Source organism: Pantoea rwandensis (assembly GCF_002095475.1).
GTDB lineage: Bacteria > Pseudomonadota > Gammaproteobacteria > Enterobacterales > Enterobacteriaceae > Pantoea > Pantoea rwandensis.
Map to the genome: position 1 here is coordinate 90,194 of NZ_MLFR01000015.1, position 16,288 is coordinate 106,481.

The window sequence follows — 16,288 nt, forward strand, 5'->3', positions numbered from 1 at the left end:
CTTTTACCTCTTCACCGCTTGACCTTCCCCTGAATGGAAGGTTTAGGCTCTATAACTAATGCAAAGTTTGCAGGCAGTCAAAAATAAACCCTAAATAATTCGAATGGCAGGAAGGCGGCAACCGAGAGACAAATCGACTTGTCGATTTGAACAGCGCTCGCGCTGGCCCGCATTATGAGCCTCCTTGAGGAGGTTCATAATGCCGAAGCACTTGCTCAGATAAGTGATTCGGGACAGCGAAAGCAGCCTCTCACCTGCACCAACAGTAGGCCCCATGGGGGGATTTGAAGTATGACGGGAAAACGCACGAGGAGTTAACGATGTCACACACACAATTACTGGCGCTCGACGGTTTGTCTTGCGGTCACTGTGTTAAACGGGTCAAAGAAGCACTTGAGCAGCGCGACGATGTCGAACAAGCGGACGTCACGCAGCAGGAAGCACGTATCACGGGCGCAGCCAGCGTCGCAGACCTGATTGCCACCGTTGAGCAGGCTGGCTATCACGCGGCGGTCAAAGACAGCCCAAAGCCTAATCCGTTGCCAGCAGCAGAGCCGCAGCCGGAGGCACTGACAACGGAGCCACGATCGCAACCGGCAGTTGAAAACCTCCCTGTTCACCATTTACTGATTGGCGGTATGAGCTGCGCCAGTTGTGTGAGCCGGGTGGAGCAGGCGTTGCAAAACGTGCCTGGCGTCAGTCAGGCACGGGTTAATCTTGGTGAACGCAGTGCGCTGGTCTTGGGTGATGCGCCAGCGGAAGCACTGCTGGGTGCCGTAGATGATGCAGGCTACTCCGCGGAAATCATCGACGATGAACAAACCCGACGCGAACGTCAGCAGGCCACGGCACAACAGGCAATGCGCCGCTTTAGCTGGCAGGCCGCATTAGCGCTGCTGCTCGGCGTGCCAATGATGATCTGGGGCATGCTTGGTGACAACATGATGCTAAGTGAAGCCAACCAGACGCTGTGGCGTTCTCTGGGTCTGATTACCCTGCTGGTGATGGTGATCGCTGGCGGTCATTTTTATCGCAGTGCCTGGCGCAGCCTGCTGCGCGGTACTGCCACAATGGATACCCTGGTCGCGCTGGGAACCGGTGCCGCCTGGCTCTTTTCCATGAGCGTGGCCCTATGGCCAGAATTTTTCCCCGTTCAGGCGCGACATCTATATTTTGAAGCCAGCGTGATGATCGTCGGCTTGATCAACCTCGGCCATGCGCTGGAACAACGGGCGCGCCAGCGGGCATCAAAAGCACTGGAACGTCTACTGGATCTCACACCTGCTCAAGCCCGCGTGATCAGCGACCAGGGTGAAGTGCTGCTGCCACTCAGCGACGTTCAGCCCGGTATGCTACTGAAACTGGTCACTGGCGATCGCGTCCCCGTGGATGGTGAAGTCGAGAGTGGCGAGGCCTGGTTTGATGAGGCGATGTTAACGGGTGAAGCGGTGCCTCAGGCTAAGCAGCCCGGCGATAAAGTCTATGCCGGGACGCTGGTGCAAGACGGTACGCTGCGCTTCGTCGCACGCGCGACCGGAAGCCACACCACGCTGGCACGCATTATTAATCTGGTGCGCCAGGCGCAGAGCAGTAAGCCCGAGATAGGCCGTCTGGCGGATCGTATCTCCGCCGTATTTGTTCCGGTGGTGGTTGCCATCGCCTTGCTGAGCGGCCTGGTGTGGTATTTGGTCGGCCCGCAGCCGCAACTCGCCTACACCCTGGTGATTGTGACCACCGTGCTCATTATCGCCTGCCCTTGCGCGTTGGGCTTGGCGACACCGATGTCGGTCATTGCAGGCGTGGGACGTGCGGCGGAACTTGGCGTGTTGGTCAGGGATGCGGATGCACTGCAGCGCGCCAGTGAAGTTGACACCATCGTGTTTGATAAAACCGGAACGTTAACGCGCGGAACGCCAGAAGTCAGCGATGTGCTGCTGTATGGCGACTGGAACCGCCAGCAGGTACTGAGTGCCGCCGCGCAGCTGGAACAAGGTTCTAGCCATCCACTGGCAAAAGCCATTCTGGCGGCAGCACCCGAGATCAGTGAAGAGGTCTCAAAGCAATTTCGTACAATACGCGGCAAAGGCGTTAGCGCTAAAGTCGCAGGCAGAACACTGTGGCTAGGGAATCAGGCACTGCTGGACGAGCAGCACATCGATTACTCCGCCGCGCAGGCCGATATTGAACGCCTGGCGCAGCAAGGCGCCACACCCGTGCTGCTGGCAGACAATCGTCAACTGCTCGGTCTGATTGCCCTGCGCGACAGCTTACGTCCTGAGAGTAAAGCCGCGTTACAGCGCCTGCATCAGTTAGGCTATCGACTGATTATGTTAACCGGCGATCATCAGCAAACGGCACAGGCGATTGCGGCTGAAGCGGGCATTGATGAGGTGATTGCCGGCGTGCTGCCAGAAGGCAAGGCACAGGCAATTATCCAACTCCAGCAGCAGGGCCGCAAAGTGGTGATGGTTGGCGATGGCATTAACGATGCACCGGCGCTGGCGCAAGCCGATGTGGGCATTGCGATGGGCGGTGGCAGTGATGTCGCGGTTGAAACCGCAGCCATGACGCTGATGCGTAACGATTTACACTGCGTTGCCGATTCGCTGGCGATGGCAAGCGCCACGCTGCGCAATATGCGGCAGAATTTGCTCGGGGCCTTTATTTATAACAGCTTGGGGATTCCGATTGCTGCGGGCGTGCTTTATCCCTTCACAGGGCTGCTGTTAAGCCCGATTGTGGCAGGGGCCGCCATGGCGCTGTCATCCATTACCGTGGTGAGCAACGCTAACCGCTTGTTGCGCTTTAAGCCCGTTAAGCACTGATCGCCATCTCTGCCCTGTTTTTCGGCGAGTGAAATCGCTAGCATGGATTTTTGACTCGAAAAGGACAGGGCATGAGACGCAGTCTGTGGCAAAGCCTTCAGCAGCTGACCGCTACCCTCTTCCCGGCGCGTTACAGCTGGCCGGCTATGGATATTCAGTTGGGTAATCGTCGCCTGCATCTGGCAGGCAGTATTCATATGGGCACGCGCGATATGCAGCCGCTACCCGCGGGTTTGTTGCGCCAACTCAGCAAAGCCGATGCGTTAATTGTCGAAGCGGATATCACCCAAGGCGCATCACCCTTTACCAATGATGATGTGCATCCACCGCTGGAAACGCGTCTGGATGCTGACGTCATACACCGGCTAAATGCGCTGTGCGATACGCTTTCACTGTCGCCAGGCATGTTTGACACACTGCCGTTCTGGCAGATCGCCCTGATGCTGCAAGCGCAGCAGGCACAACGTCTGGGATTGCGACCGCAATACGGCATCGATTATCAATTGCTGCTGGCAGCAAAGGCAGCCAATAAACGTATTATTGAGCTGGAGGGTCCAGACACGCAAATCGCGCTGTTGAAGTCTCTGCCGCAAGATGGCCTGCCGCTGCTTCTGGATACGCTGGAGCACTGGCACACCAATGCTCGCCTGCTGCAAACCATGATCAGTTGGTGGCTGGATGCGCCGCCCAAGCAGCAGCCAGTGGCTCTCCCGACGACCTTCAGCAGCGATCTTAATGACACGCTGATGCGCAACCGCAATCAACACTGGCGCGAGTTATTGCTGGCGCTGCCGAAAGGACGTTATGTGGTCGCGGTAGGTGCGCTGCATTTGTATGGCGATGATAATTTGCCAGAGTTGTTGAAATAACAGAGTGAATCCGCAGCGGCGCAATTTCAGGCGGATGAGTTTTATTGGTGGTGATCGGTGGGCAAAAAAGAAGGCCAATATCGCTATTGGCCCGTCAAAGAGGAATTTGTTTATGATTTTGGTTATCACCAGGGTTACTGGCGCGGGCCAATTTTCGCGCAAAGTTCAGAATTTCGCCAGTATTATTCATCAAAACTGAAATAAGAATTTTCGTAGCAAGGATCGAACATGACACCCGCCGTAAAACTGCTGGAAAAACAAAAGGTCGCTTTTACACTGCATCCTTACGATCACGACAGCCAAGAGACCAACTTTGGCGATGAAGCGGTGCGCAAGCTCAATCTGGATGCCCGACAGGTGTTTAAAACGCTGTTAGTGGCGCTCAACGGCGATGCCAAAGCGCTGGCCGTGGCGGTGACGCCGGTTTCTTGCCAGCTTGATTTGAAAAAAGTGGCGAAAGCGCTGGGAGCCAAAAAAGCAGACATGGCCGACCCGCAACTGGCACAGCGCGTAACCGGGTATCTGGTGGGCGGTATCAGCCCGCTCGGGCAGAAAAAACGCCTGCCTACCGTTATCGACCAGCAAGCTGCGGAGTTTGCCACCATCTTTATCTCTGGCGGCAAACGCGGATTAGATATCGAACTGGCAGCCCAGGATTTAGCAAGACTGCTGGATGCCGCGCTGGCAGATGTCGCTCGGCGTGACTAATCCGGCTGCTGGGCGCAGAGTTGGTCAATCATCCAGCGCCCAGCAGGGCCGGGTGGGTTGCGGCGCGACCAGATGACATCCACGGCGATGCGCTGCGGCCATCCCGGTACGGGCAACTCCTTGAGTACCTGATGACCAAACTGCTCAACCAGCCAGCGGGGTAATACACTCCAGCCGAAGCCCTGCTCCGCCATCTCCAGCAATAACAGATAAGAGGGTGCGGACCAGACGCGTCCCGCTGGCAGAGGTTCACGGTTTTGCACCCAAGTATTGAGACGCAAATGGCGCAGCTCACCCAACTGACCTTCGCTCACCAGCGGTAACTGCGACAACGCATGATCCTGATGCAGATAGATCGCCATCTGCGCCCCCACCTGCAAACGCGCGACCGCCAAATCCGGTGGCAGCTGAGGCTGTGCACGCACAACACCCAGATGCACTCGCCCCGCCTGCAAAAGATCCAGCGCATCGGCATCTTCGGCAATCATGCATTCAAATTCGATGTCGGGATAACGTGCCTCAAAACGATTTAGCAGATTTTCATAGTGGTCGGCCTGCCAGAAATCGGAGATGGCTAAGCTCAAGCACGGTTCAACCCCCTGCGATAGCCGTACGGCCAGTTCATCCAGACGCTGGCTGGCGGCAAGAATCTGCTGCACCTGTGCCAGTGCGCGTTGGCCCTGTTCGGTTAACACCGGTAGACGCCCGCTGCGATCAAACAGGGAAAAGCCGAGATCGTCTTCCAGATTGGCTACCGCGCTGCTGATGGTCGACTGGCTTTTTGCTAAGGCGCGCGCCGCGGCTGAAAAGGATCCGCTGGCCACGGTCTGCACAAAGGCCTCAAGGGATTCCGGGGAGTATTTCATGGTGATCCATCGCTTTTATCGATAGGTAATCATTTTATCTTAGCATTTCACGGTGAGAAAATACGCGACGTTACCCAAAAGGAGGTTTATATGCGTACCCGTTCGCTGAAAGAACGTTTTTGTCATGCCGCAGGATTTGAAGTGTTGGCGATTATGACCGTTGCCCCGCTGGCTGCCTGGGTTATGGATAAACCGCTGTTTCAGATGGGCGCGTTGGCAATCATGCTGTCAACGGTCGCGATGCTGTGGAATATGATCTACAACACCGGCTTTGATCGTATCTGGCCACCGCAAGTCAAACGCGGTCTCGGTCTGCGCGCCATCCACGCGTTGGGCTTTGAAGGCGGCTTTATTGTGATCGGTTTGCCGATTGCCGCCTGGATGCTGAGCATCTCACTGTTGGACGCATTTATGTTGGAAGTGGCGTTTTTCCTGTTCTTCCTGCCCTACACCATGGCCTACAACTGGATGTGGGATAAATTGCGCCATCGCTGGGTAGCGCAAAAATCCTGTCAGGCATAAATATCGGTGCGCATAAATGCGCACCTTAAAAAACGCCTGATTTCATTGTAGGGTCATACTTGTTACTGAAGTGCGTTTCGGTCGCCAGTAATGGCGACCTTCATGCACCCATGCACCTTCTTAATTATGCGCCGCCCGTGGCCAGATCCACGCCAGAATGCTTTGCGGGTAATAGCGCTTCTTTGGTTTTTCCTCGGCTTTACCCCGCTCCTGCACCTGCTGTTCCGTCAGATGAACAATGCCACTGGGCACATAGTCGGCAATTTTCAGGGGTGAATGCTGGCTGACGTAATCACGCAACACATCAGCATCACGCAGTCCGCTATGGGTGAATCCCGCATGGGTCTCGATAGAAGGATAGCCATCACCACCACTGGCATTAAAGCTATTGGTGGCCATGCGATACGTTTTATCTTTCTGTAACGGCTCGCCGTTGATCTTCACTTCACTCACCGTTTTGCCATCCGCGACCAGGCTAATATTGCTGAACTGCGCAAAGCCGCCAGAGTTGGTTTTGATATTGGCAACCGTCGCAAGATAGTTCAGCAACTCGTCGCCGCTCAGCGTGACCGATACCACCTGATTACCAAACGGCTGCACTTGCAGCAGGTCGCGCCAGCTCAGCTTGCCCTGAGCCAGTGACGTTCGGATCCCTCCGCCACTCATCACGGCGAAATCGGCTTTTGTGGCGGCCATCTGCGCCCGCAGGATCAGCTGCCCCAGATTGGTTTGCTCAAAGCGCACCTTGTCACGCTCACCGACAAATACGCCGTCACTGCTGCCAACGTTCACATCCAGTTTTTTCGCTGCGCGCAGTTGATAGGGTGTTAATAGCTTCATCATCGCGCTGTTAGGCGGGATCGCTTCCTGCCAGGTCAACCAGGAGGTGCTGCCGTCCAGATTTTTCACTTCATGCTTCAAATTCACCGGGATCAGTTGGTAGCTATCCAGCGTTAACTCGCCGTTGCGGAAAGTGAAATCACCGCGTCCGACATATTTGCCCCACTCTTTCGCCTGCATAATCCACACGCCGTTTTGTTGATCCGGCTGGCAAGGCTGTCCTGGCTGATAATCTTTGACGCTGACGTTCTCTTTCGCCATACAAACCGCGTCCTGTGAGTGACCGCCAATAATGATATTGATGGTGCCTGGCGGCAGGCTGCGCGCCAATTCTACATCGCCTGGCGCATTGCTGCCGTGCTGACCATCGTCGTAATGGCCCATGTGGGTCAACGCCACAATCACATCAGGTTTTTCAGTGGCTCGCAGTTCGGCTACTGCTTTTTCTGTCTCTTTCACCGGATCGCGGATGTCTATCTCAGCGATATTTTCGGGATTGGAGATTTTCAGCGTGTCAGTGGTAGTCAAGCCAATCACCGCAATCTTCAGCCCCATACGATTGAAAATGGCCCAGGGTTTAAACAGGCGCTGATCGGTGCCTTTCTGATAAATATTGGCAGAGAGGAAGGGAAACTTGGCCCATTTCTGCTGCTTCTGCAGCACGCTGAGGGGTTTGTCGAATTCGTGATTGCCCAGCGCCATGGCATCGTAGCCAATCAGATTCATGCCGCGAATATCCGGCTCGGCGTCCAGTAAATCCGATTCGGGTACACCGGTATTCACGTCACCTGCCGAGAGTATCAGCGCACCGCCGCCTTTCGCCTGCACGTCATAACGTTGGGTATCCATCAGCGTTTTTTGCGCCGCCAGGCCATACTCGCCTTGCGCATCAGGCCAATAGCGACCGTGATGATCGTTAGTGTGCAGAATACTAAATCGATAACTGCGATCCGTTTGCCATGCCTGTGCCAGCATCGGCAGCAACAGCATGATCAGCGCCAGCCAGCGCCCTCTCCGCGGTAATGACAACAAAGCCGATCTCCTTATTCTGCGTTTTCCCACTAACCAGTGGACTTAATGTGCTTTATCTCTCTTCTGTGTCGCACAGATGGCACTTTAACTCAAGACGAAAGGCTTATAGAGTCATTCAGGTATTAACAAACTGATAACGATAAACGCACTCTCAGGATTTTTATGGCAAGTGACATCGCAACCCCGGCGCGCGCACCGGGACGGACCGCTTTTGGCATTTTAGGTGCCATTAGCTTCGCGCATCTGCTCAATGACATGCTGCAATCGCTGCTGTTAGCGATCTATCCCATGCTGCAGAAAGATTTTAGCCTTAACTTCGTTCAGATTGGTCTGATCACGCTGACATTTCAGGTCACGGCCTCACTACTGCAACCCCTCATCGGCTACTACACCGATAAATACCCCAAGCCCTGGTCACTGCCGGTTGGCATGGGCTTTACGTTGTGCGGCCTGCTGTTACTGACGTTCTCCAGCACGTATCCGCAAGTCCTGCTCGCCGCTGCGCTCGTGGGCAGTGGATCATCGGTGTTTCACCCTGAATCCTCTCGCGTGGCACGTATGGCCTCGGGTGGACGTCATGGGCTGGCACAGTCGCTGTTTCAGGTCGGCGGTAATTTTGGTAGCGCGCTAGGCCCATTGCTGGCTGCGATGATCGTGGCACCTTACGGTAAAGGCCATCTCGGCTGGTTTGTACTGGTGGCCATGTTGGGCATTATTGTGCTGTTGCAGGTGAGCCGCTGGTATAGCCATCAGCATCGCACCAGTAAGTCGACGAGCAGCGTTGTGCCGGCAAGTCCTCTGCCGCGCAAAAAGGTGGCGTTGGCGATCACCATTTTGCTGCTGCTGATTTTCTCCAAATACTTCTACCTCACCAGCTTGAGTAGCTATTACACCTTCTATTTGATTCAGAAATTTGGGCTATCGGTGCAAGCCTCGCAGTTCCATCTGTTCGCATTCCTGGGTGCGGTAGCGGCGGGCACCATTATTGGCGGTCCGATTGGCGATAGAATTGGCCGTAAATATGTGATTTGGGTATCGATTCTTGGCGTTGCGCCCTTTACCTTGCTCTTGCCGCACGCGTCATTAATGTGGACCAGCGTATTAAGCGTCATCATCGGATTGATTCTCGCGTCGCGTTTTTCCGCCATTTTAGTGTACGCACAAGAGTTGATGCCGGGACGTATCGGTATGGTTTCTGGGCTGTTTTTCGGTTTTGCCTTCGGTATGGGAGGGTTGGGTGCTGCGGTGCTTGGCGTGGTGGCTGACCACACCAGCATTGAATGGGTATATCAAATCTGTGCCTGGCTGCCTTTAATCGGCCTTTTGACCGCTTTCCTGCCTGATAACCGCCACGCTTGAGCCGCTTTTGGGGGGCAACTCTTTTTCCTCGCCCCCCTTCAATCTGCGGAAAATCTGCCGATAGTATGAGATAACTGAGGAAAATGCCGCTTCAGCTGCGTTTTCTTCTTATTTTTTCAATTTTTTCGCTTTTCACCGCTCAAATGTTTAAACGGGGTTAGCGAATCTGCATTACACTAGGTTGTTACAAGCGGATACATTTGCACACAAGGAGACAGGCATGCATCACACCACACCGTTGATCACCACCATTGTCGGAGGCCTGGTCCTCGCCTTTCTCCTTGGTATGATTGCCAACCGTCTGCGAATTTCTCCGCTGGTCGGTTATCTCCTCGCTGGCGTACTCGCTGGCCCTTTTACCCCAGGTTTTGTCGCCGATACCAACCTCGCCCCTGAACTGGCCGAATTAGGCGTTATCTTGCTGATGTTCGGCGTAGGTTTGCACTTCTCACTCAAGGATTTGATGTCGGTAAAGTCGATTGCCATTCCTGGGGCCGTTGCGCAAATCGCCGTGGCCACGCTGCTGGGAATGGGGCTTTCCTGGGCGATGGGCTGGTCGTGGATGACCGGCTTAGTGTTTGGACTCTGCCTCTCCACCGCCAGTACCGTGGTGTTACTGCGTGCGTTGGAAGAGCGACAGCTGATTGATAGCCAGCGTGGGCAAATCGCCATTGGCTGGTTGATTGTTGAAGATTTGGTGATGGTGCTGACGCTGGTGTTGCTGCCTGCCATCGCCGGGATGCTGGAAGAAGGTAACGCCAGCCCAACGCTGTTGCTGTGGGACCTGATGTTGACCATCGGTAAAGTCGTCGCCTTTATGGTGTTGATGATGGTGGTCGGTCGTCGCGTGGTTCCCTGGATTTTGGCAAAAAGCGCTGCCACCGGCTCGCGTGAGCTGTTTACCCTGTCCGTGCTGGCGCTGGCACTGGGGATCGCCTTTGGTGCCGTCGAGTTCTTTGATGTCTCGTTCGCGCTGGGTGCCTTCTTCGCCGGTATGGTGCTGAATGAATCTGAACTGAGCCACCGTGCAGCGCACGACACGCTGCCGCTGCGCGATGCTTTCGCCGTGTTGTTCTTTGTCTCGGTAGGGATGTTGTTCGACCCGATGATTTTAGTTGAGCAACCGCTGGCGGTGCTGGGGGCGCTCGCCATCATCGTGCTGGGCAAATCGATTGCCGCCTGGCTGTTGGTGACGCTGCTCGGACACTCACGTCGTACAGCGATGACGATTTCTGTCAGCCTGGCGCAGATCGGTGAATTCGCCTTTATCCTTGCCGGATTGGGGATTTCACTCGGTATGCTGAGCGATGAAGGCCGCAACCTGGTGCTCGCCGCCGCCATTCTTTCGATCATGCTCAACCCCATTCTCTTTACCCTGCTGGAGCGCTATCTCGAAAAAACCGAGACCATTGAAGAGCAGACCCTCGAAGAAGCCATTGAAGAAGAGAAGCAGATCCCCGTCGATATCTGCAATCACGCGGTGATTGTCGGTTATGGCCGCGTCGGTAGCCTGCTGGGGCAGAAGCTGATGGAAGCCGATGTCCCCTTGGTGGTGGTGGAGAATTCTCGTCCGCGCGTCGAAGCCTTGCGCGAGCAGGGGATCAAAGCGGTGCTCGGCAATGCCGCGCGCACCGATACCATGGATTTAGCCCGTCTGGACTGCGCACGCTGGCTGCTGCTCACCATTCCCAATGGTTATGAAGCGGGAGAGATTGTGACGTTTGCGCGTGAAAAACGCCCCGATATTGAGATTATTGCGCGCGCGCATTACGACGATGAAGTGAGTTACATCATGGAGCGCGGGGCAAATCGCGTAGTGATGGGGGAACGTGAGATTGCCAACAGCATGCTGAACGTGTTGCAGGAAGAGATTGCGCAAAACCCGATTGTGCGCGAGTGCCAGATTTAACGATGTGCGGTGATGGGCCAGGTGCGCATAAATGCGTCATTAGAATTCTGCGGTTTTCAGCCAGGTGCGCATAAATGCGCCCCCTACAATCAACATGCAGAGTTTTCGTAGGGTGCGCATTTATGCGCACCTGCCGACATATTACCTATCCCAATACGACTCTTCTAAGCTGTCTTCCCGCTCAGGGAGGCCGCGCGTCAGACGCGGAGAATGCTGGTTCAGCACCTGATAACTCACCCGGTTTGCATACTTACACACCTGCGCCAGCGAGGAATAGCTAAGATATCCCCGCGCATGCTTACTGGAATTCGGCACATTCTGGCGGTGGAAATTATTGGCGGTGATGTCGTGCAGTAACGCGGCTAGTGCGCCATCGCCTGCGCCATTGGTGTTCATGATCTTCTCAGGGCCCCCCATGTAAGGTGCGATATGCGAGAAAATCCTGAGCGGTTGCTCGCAATCCTGATGGCGCATCGCGCGGCTGAACTCAAACTGATTAAACTCAGCAATCGCGCCCGGCAGCAGTGGATGGTTGGTTTTACGCTTGAACGCCTCTTCGGTAAAACCGGCCATGTACAATCCGGTTGGCCCGGCGGTGCAGAGCACCAGATCCACCCAATCCAGCGCCATATTCGAGGCCAGTAACGGATCCTGTTCACCGGTCAGCGCAAAAGCCTCTTCTTCATTCATCGCCACAATCGAAACGTGTTCGCGCAAGAAATCGCGCCAGAACTGGGGATTATCCTGAATGACATATTTGGTGCCCAGCGTCAGCACCACCGGAACATTGTGCTTTTTCGCGTATTCAATCGCGCGCAGCGTGGCGGCGGGCATCGGTTCGCCCGGCTGACAGCGAACCAGATAGGAAGTCAGTACCAGTGCTGACGCCCCGGCAATCACCTCTTCAGGAATGCTCTCGGCCTGTAGCTGATTCATCAAACCGGGACTGATGGCGAAAGTACGTTCACCCTGCTCGCCAATCAGCGTAAAGCAGCGACCAATCGCACCATCAACACCTTGCAGATAGTTAAGATCCATACGGCTGGAGGTGTTGCACAGATAGCGATAAGCATAACCGCCGATTTGGATGTTATTGCACATCACACCCAGTAGCACCGAGCGGTCATCAGCCAACACCGAATAGTTGTGTAGCGTGTTACCGATGGTGCCACCTGCAAACTGATGGCTGATCAGCGCATCACGCATCAACTCGTCATACAGCGCTTCCGCGGTGGCATCATCGATCACCAGCGAGTGACCCGCACTCAAACCATAGCGCTGCAGGAAAGCGTCATCCACTTTGGCTTCAATATCCACCAGCGTTTGGTCAATGCCGACCACCCAACTGCCCTCTTCCTGTTCCTGCTGAATAGCCTGCAAGAGTGGGTCGCGCGCGTTGACGGGGAAATAGTGTTTGGATTTGCGTTTGCCGGGAAATTTCATGATCGCTGCCGTAAGGGAAATCTGACAGAGAATGATATCACACTCTCTGTCAGCACTTTATCGGCGCGCGTTGACCAGTTGAACCATCATCTCGATGTGTTCGTCATCGGCATTGAGTGCAGGAATATATTCAAACTTCTCTCCGCCAGCATGCAGGAAGATCTCGCAGTTTTCCCCGCTGATCTCCTCTAAAGTTTCGAGGCAATCGGCGGCAAAGCCGGGACTCATCACCTGCACATGTTTGATGCCTTTGGCGGGCAAACTCTTCATGGTTTCATCAGTGTACGGCGTCAACCACGGCTCACGACCAAAACGGGACTGGAAGGTCATCATAATTTTGTGCGGCGCGATATCAAGCGCAGCAGCCAGCGCATTGGTGGTGTCTTTGCAGCGTAGCGGATAATCATCGCCTTCATCAGCAAAACGCTGCGGAATGCCATGATACGACAGCACCAATAAATCCGGTTCACCGTGCAGCGCAAACGAACGCTCGACCGAGGCTTTCAGTGCCGCAATATAAGCCGGATGTTCGGCATAATCACGGATAAAGGCAACTTCAGGCAGCGAGCGCAATGGCTTAAAGCTGGTGGCTAACCCGTCCCAGACCGCGGCGACTGTGGAACAGGAGAATTGCGGATAGAGCGGCAACACAATCAGTTTAGTCACGCCTTGTTCAAGCAGGCGGTTCAACGCGCTGTCCAGGCTTGGTTGGCCATAACTCATGCCAAGCTCAACCGGCATATCCATCCGCTGCGCCAGCGCCTCGCGTTGACGTTTGCTGAACACCATCAGCGGAGAACCTTCTTCCATCCACACCGAGGCGTACAGTTTTGAGACGCGCGGCGAACGGAACGGCAAAATGGCGAAATTGAGAATTGGCCACCATAACCAACGCGGTGTATCCACCACGCGTGGGTCGCCAAGGAACTGTTTCAGGTAGCGCTTAACGGCAGGTGTTGTAGGCGCATCGGGTGTGCCTAAATTGACCAGCAAAACCCCAGGCTTTTCTTGCCTCATTGGTATTTCCTTGATGTCAAAACGAATGGATCAAAATCAGGGGGAAATTGTAGCGGAAATTGTGGGAGGGGAAAGCAATTGCTGCAAAAGGGCCGGATAACCGACCCTTTATAGCACAACCCTAAATCATTCAAATGGCAGGAAGGCGGCAAACGAGAGCAGCCAACACACCTGCAAATTGAAGTATTACGGATTAACCGAGGATTTCGGCCAGCTGCGTGCTCACTTCAGCAACCTTACGGGTGCCGTCGATTTTGTGATATCGGGTGTTACCGGCTTCCGCTTCTTTGCTGTAGTAAGCAATCAGCGGTGCGGTCAGCTGATGGTACTCCACCAGACGCTTACGCACGGTTTCTTCCTGATCATCTTTACGCGTGGTCAGTTCTTCGCCCGTCGCATCGTCTTTACCTTCCACTTTAGGTGGATTGTAAGTGACGTGGTAAACGCGGCCAGACGGCGCATGCACGCGACGCCCTACAATACGATCCACAATCAGCTCGTCCGGTACGGCGAACTCCAGCACGAAATCCACATTGATGCCCGCGTCTTTCATGGCGTCAGCCTGCGGGATAGTGCGTGGGAAGCCATCGAGCAGGAAACCGTTTTTGCAGTCTTCCTGCGCGATACGCTCTTTCACCAGCGCAATCACCAGCTCGTCAGTCACCAGTTTACCGGCATCCATGATGGCTTTCGCCTGTTGGCCCAGTTCGGTGCCTGCTTTTACTGCCGCACGCAACATGTCACCGGTAGAGATCTGCGGAATACCGTATTTCTCCATGATGAATTGAGCCTGAGTGCCTTTACCTGCGCCCGGTGCCCCGAGCAGAATAATACGCATTGCGTAATTCCCCTTGCGAATCGCATTGATGAATCTGAGAAGGCCAAGAACATACCATTATGACCCGCGCACCACAAGGAAACGGGCGCGCTTCCGGTGAAAGGCTTCACTTTGACCTGCTTTGGCATTCAACGCCAGCAGAGTGCCCGTTTTTAGGAATGACCGCTAAAGGTTAATACTTCTTTCAGGCGTTTTTTGAGTGTTGGCGTGGCATTTTGATTTTTATTGACGCTCCCACGGATGTTGGCGTGCAGGCGTAAACGATTGTGCGTAGGCAGCAACTGCATATCCTGCGGTAGCTCGTTAAACTGGACGCCAGTAGGGAGAGGGAACAACGCGAAGGGCAAGCCGTGTTGCTGAATCGATTGCAGCTCCAGCGGGGCATCCAAGGTGATGTTTTCCACGCTAGCGATGTTAAAAGGCCGCCAATCGCTGTTTTCCATCAACATCAGTGCGCTGTCCAGCGCAGCACCGAAGTTCAGTCCCTGCTCGAATAAGCGTAACTCACTGCGCACCAGCGTACTGAAATCACTGGTTTTTAAGGCAATCAGGATCAGGCCACTGCTCAGCGCGGCGTGTTTATCCAGACGCGCCACAAACAGGCGTGCATCGCTGATTAATCGTTTGTGCAGCAGGGTGGCAAAGGACTCCGAAGCATCCGTTACCCCTTGGCTCTGGCACTCCGCCAATGGCCGCACGCGTCCTTGCTGCATATCCACGTGTTCTACCAATGCGATATTGCCCGCCGACATCGGCACGGCGGGCAATACACTCAGTTCACTCACCGGATATTGCGAAGCATAGCGCGTTTGATTGCGCGCCTGTTCCTGACGGAGAAACAGCTGTGACAGTAGCACCCGTGCAATATGCAATGAGGGAGCAAAAAAGAGGTCGTAATTTTCCAGCCGATAATGACGGGATAGCAAGCCGCGAAGTTGATCGCGCGCCGCCGCCGCCCTGGCAGTAGCATGTTGGTGATCCATCGCGTGAGATTTCTCTATTATTATAATGCTGTGTGTGGTCGCGGATTGAGGAGTACATTAGCCGCGTTAAACACAGAGATGCCCATCCGTCAACCCGCCAGAATCTGGGGTAGAGGTTAGGCCAATGCGGCTGGACATTAAAATGATATAAACTGACAATCCCTGTTAGGTTTTTACACAGGGGATGAGTATGACCGCGCTTCCGTCGTTACGTGCACTGCACTATTTTCACCAGGCGGCACTGCACAGCAGTTTTAGCGTTGCGGCTGAGCGTCTGCATGTGACTCATAGCGCCATTAGCCATCAGATTCGGCAGCTGGAAAGCTGGATGGGCAAGCCTCTGTTTGTGCGCACCAATGGGCGCGTCAAATTAACCTCACACGGTGAACGATTACTGGTGAGTTGCCAAAAAGCGTTTAGTGAACTCTCCACAACCTGCGAAAGCATTCGCACCGGCATGCGCCATCACCTCAGCGTCTCATGCGCGCCGAGTTTTCTCGCACAATGGTTGATTCCACGTATTAGCAGTTTTTATCAACGCTACCCAGATATTGAAGTGCAGTTTCAAGCGCTGGGTGAGATCGATCAGTTGCGCAGTGAACACACCGACGTATTGATTCTTAGCTATGAGCAGTCGCCGGATGACGATATCGACGGTACGTTAATCAGCGATGATTACATCGGCCCCTTGTGCGCACCGCAATATGCCGCGCGTTTTCAAAGTGAACAGGATTTGGCCGCACTGCCGCTGTTGCATGCCGATACACGCCTGCACGCCTGGGCTGAGTGGGCGAAAACCAGTGGAGCACGCGGTAATTTTTGGGTGGGCAAGCATTTCGATAATCTCACCTTGGGCATTCAGGCGGCGAGAAATGGCTTGGGTGTGATCATGGCACCGCGTTTACTGGTGCGCCAAGAGTTGAGCGACGGCACGTTGATAGCGCCATTGGGCTTTGTGCGAGTGGACCGCGCGACCTGGATGATGACGAAAATGTCACGACAGCATGATGCGGAGATTACCTTGTTCCGCGATTGGTTGCGGGATCAGGCGCTGCATTAAAAAGAAAGGTCGTCATA

13 protein-coding genes are annotated in these 16,288 nt (G+C 54.6%); 7 read left to right on the forward strand and 6 right to left on the reverse strand.

What is annotated here, in order from left to right; translation table 11 throughout:
- The first annotated feature begins 320 nt into the window (after positions 1-320).
- From copA to ybaK, 3 genes are all read left to right on the forward strand, one after another.
- Positions 321-2,825, forward strand: a complete 2,505-nt coding sequence (gene copA, locus HA51_RS15235; protein WP_084935466.1) for a copper-exporting P-type ATPase CopA — start codon at positions 321-323, stop codon at positions 2,823-2,825.
- 71 nt (positions 2,826-2,896) lie between these two features.
- On the forward strand, positions 2,897-3,694 hold the full coding sequence (locus HA51_RS15240) for a TraB/GumN family protein (protein ID WP_084935467.1): 798 nt from the start codon (positions 2,897-2,899) through the stop codon (positions 3,692-3,694).
- 228 nt (positions 3,695-3,922) lie between these two features.
- The gene (gene ybaK / locus HA51_RS15245; RefSeq protein WP_084935468.1) at positions 3,923-4,402 is read left to right on the forward strand and encodes a Cys-tRNA(Pro)/Cys-tRNA(Cys) deacylase YbaK; all 480 of its coding nucleotides are present in this window, start codon (positions 3,923-3,925) and stop codon (positions 4,400-4,402) included.
- Here the strand turns inward: ybaK and HA51_RS15250 are convergent.
- Positions 4,399-5,268, reverse strand: a complete 870-nt coding sequence (locus tag HA51_RS15250) for a LysR family transcriptional regulator (RefSeq protein WP_084935469.1) — start codon at positions 5,266-5,268, stop codon at positions 4,399-4,401. The two genes, ybaK and HA51_RS15250, sit on opposite strands and share 4 nt — an antisense overlap.
- Before the next feature lie 90 nt (positions 5,269-5,358).
- Here HA51_RS15250 and HA51_RS15255 point away from each other — a divergent pair, with 90 nt between their 5' ends.
- Complete coding sequence (locus HA51_RS15255) at positions 5,359-5,790, forward strand: multidrug/biocide efflux PACE transporter (RefSeq protein ID WP_084935470.1); 432 nt, start codon at positions 5,359-5,361, stop codon at positions 5,788-5,790.
- Positions 5,791-5,910: 120 nt separating this feature from the next.
- On the opposite strand, the gene ushA is transcribed toward HA51_RS15255, so the two are convergent.
- On the reverse strand, positions 5,911-7,620 hold the full coding sequence (gene ushA / locus HA51_RS15260) for a bifunctional UDP-sugar hydrolase/5'-nucleotidase UshA (protein WP_084935501.1): 1,710 nt from the start codon (positions 7,618-7,620) through the stop codon (positions 5,911-5,913).
- 204 nt (positions 7,621-7,824) lie between these two features.
- Here ushA and HA51_RS15265 point away from each other — a divergent pair, with 204 nt between their 5' ends.
- Positions 7,825-9,021 (forward strand): MFS transporter, encoded by a 1,197-nt coding sequence (locus HA51_RS15265; RefSeq protein ID WP_084935471.1) that lies wholly within the window; start codon positions 7,825-7,827, stop codon positions 9,019-9,021.
- A gap of 220 nt (positions 9,022-9,241) precedes the next feature.
- Entirely contained in the window at positions 9,242-10,930 is a 1,689-nt protein-coding gene (ybaL, locus tag HA51_RS15270; RefSeq protein ID WP_084935472.1) for a YbaL family putative K(+) efflux transporter, read from the forward strand.
- A 141-nt stretch (positions 10,931-11,071) separates the two neighbouring features.
- Here the strand turns inward: ybaL and HA51_RS15275 are convergent, their stop codons facing one another.
- The 4 genes from HA51_RS15275 to HA51_RS15290 all read right to left on the reverse strand — a co-directional run bounded on the left by HA51_RS15275 (position 11,072) and on the right by HA51_RS15290 (position 15,211).
- The gene (locus tag HA51_RS15275) at positions 11,072-12,373 is read right to left on the reverse strand and encodes an inosine/guanosine kinase (RefSeq protein ID WP_084935473.1); all 1,302 of its coding nucleotides are present in this window, start codon (positions 12,371-12,373) and stop codon (positions 11,072-11,074) included.
- Positions 12,374-12,430: 57 nt separating this feature from the next.
- Positions 12,431-13,390 carry a ferrochelatase gene (hemH, locus tag HA51_RS15280; protein WP_084935474.1) on the reverse strand — a complete coding sequence of 320 codons (960 nt, stop codon included), beginning with the start codon at positions 13,388-13,390 and terminating at the stop codon, positions 12,431-12,433.
- 193 nt (positions 13,391-13,583) lie between these two features.
- Positions 13,584-14,228: an adenylate kinase gene (adk, locus tag HA51_RS15285; RefSeq protein WP_084935475.1), complete on the reverse strand. Its 645-nt coding sequence runs from the start codon at positions 14,226-14,228 to the stop codon at positions 13,584-13,586.
- A gap of 152 nt (positions 14,229-14,380) precedes the next feature.
- Complete coding sequence (locus HA51_RS15290) at positions 14,381-15,211, reverse strand: DUF6024 family protein (protein WP_084935476.1); 831 nt, start codon at positions 15,209-15,211, stop codon at positions 14,381-14,383.
- Positions 15,212-15,401: 190 nt separating this feature from the next.
- Between HA51_RS15290 and HA51_RS15295 the strand changes: the two genes are divergently transcribed.
- Positions 15,402-16,271, forward strand: coding sequence for a LysR substrate-binding domain-containing protein (locus HA51_RS15295; protein ID WP_084935477.1), 870 nt, complete (start codon positions 15,402-15,404; stop codon positions 16,269-16,271).
- Positions 16,272-16,288: the final 17 nt, after the last annotated feature.

What these genes read in the sequence shown, in the direction of transcription:
- copA (WP_084935466.1), top strand. Translation starts at nt 321, where the DNA reads ATGTCACACACACAATTACTGGCGCTCGACGGTTTGTCTTGCGGTCAC.
- HA51_RS15240 (WP_084935467.1), top strand. Translation starts at nt 2,897, where the DNA reads ATGAGACGCAGTCTGTGGCAAAGCCTTCAGCAGCTGACCGCTACCCTC.
- ybaK (WP_084935468.1), top strand. Translation starts at nt 3,923, where the DNA reads ATGACACCCGCCGTAAAACTGCTGGAAAAACAAAAGGTCGCTTTTACA.
- HA51_RS15250 (WP_084935469.1), bottom strand. Translation starts at nt 5,268, where the DNA reads ATGAAATACTCCCCGGAATCCCTTGAGGCCTTTGTGCAGACCGTGGCC.
- HA51_RS15255 (WP_084935470.1), top strand. Translation starts at nt 5,359, where the DNA reads ATGCGTACCCGTTCGCTGAAAGAACGTTTTTGTCATGCCGCAGGATTT.
- ushA (WP_084935501.1), bottom strand. Translation starts at nt 7,620, where the DNA reads ATGCTGTTGCTGCCGATGCTGGCACAGGCATGGCAAACGGATCGCAGT.
- HA51_RS15265 (WP_084935471.1), top strand. Translation starts at nt 7,825, where the DNA reads ATGGCAAGTGACATCGCAACCCCGGCGCGCGCACCGGGACGGACCGCT.
- ybaL (WP_084935472.1), top strand. Translation starts at nt 9,242, where the DNA reads ATGCATCACACCACACCGTTGATCACCACCATTGTCGGAGGCCTGGTC.
- HA51_RS15275 (WP_084935473.1), bottom strand. Translation starts at nt 12,373, where the DNA reads ATGAAATTTCCCGGCAAACGCAAATCCAAACACTATTTCCCCGTCAAC.
- hemH (WP_084935474.1), bottom strand. Translation starts at nt 13,390, where the DNA reads ATGAGGCAAGAAAAGCCTGGGGTTTTGCTGGTCAATTTAGGCACACCC.
- adk (WP_084935475.1), bottom strand. Translation starts at nt 14,228, where the DNA reads ATGCGTATTATTCTGCTCGGGGCACCGGGCGCAGGTAAAGGCACTCAG.
- HA51_RS15290 (WP_084935476.1), bottom strand. Translation starts at nt 15,211, where the DNA reads ATGGATCACCAACATGCTACTGCCAGGGCGGCGGCGGCGCGCGATCAA.
- HA51_RS15295 (WP_084935477.1), top strand. Translation starts at nt 15,402, where the DNA reads ATGACCGCGCTTCCGTCGTTACGTGCACTGCACTATTTTCACCAGGCG.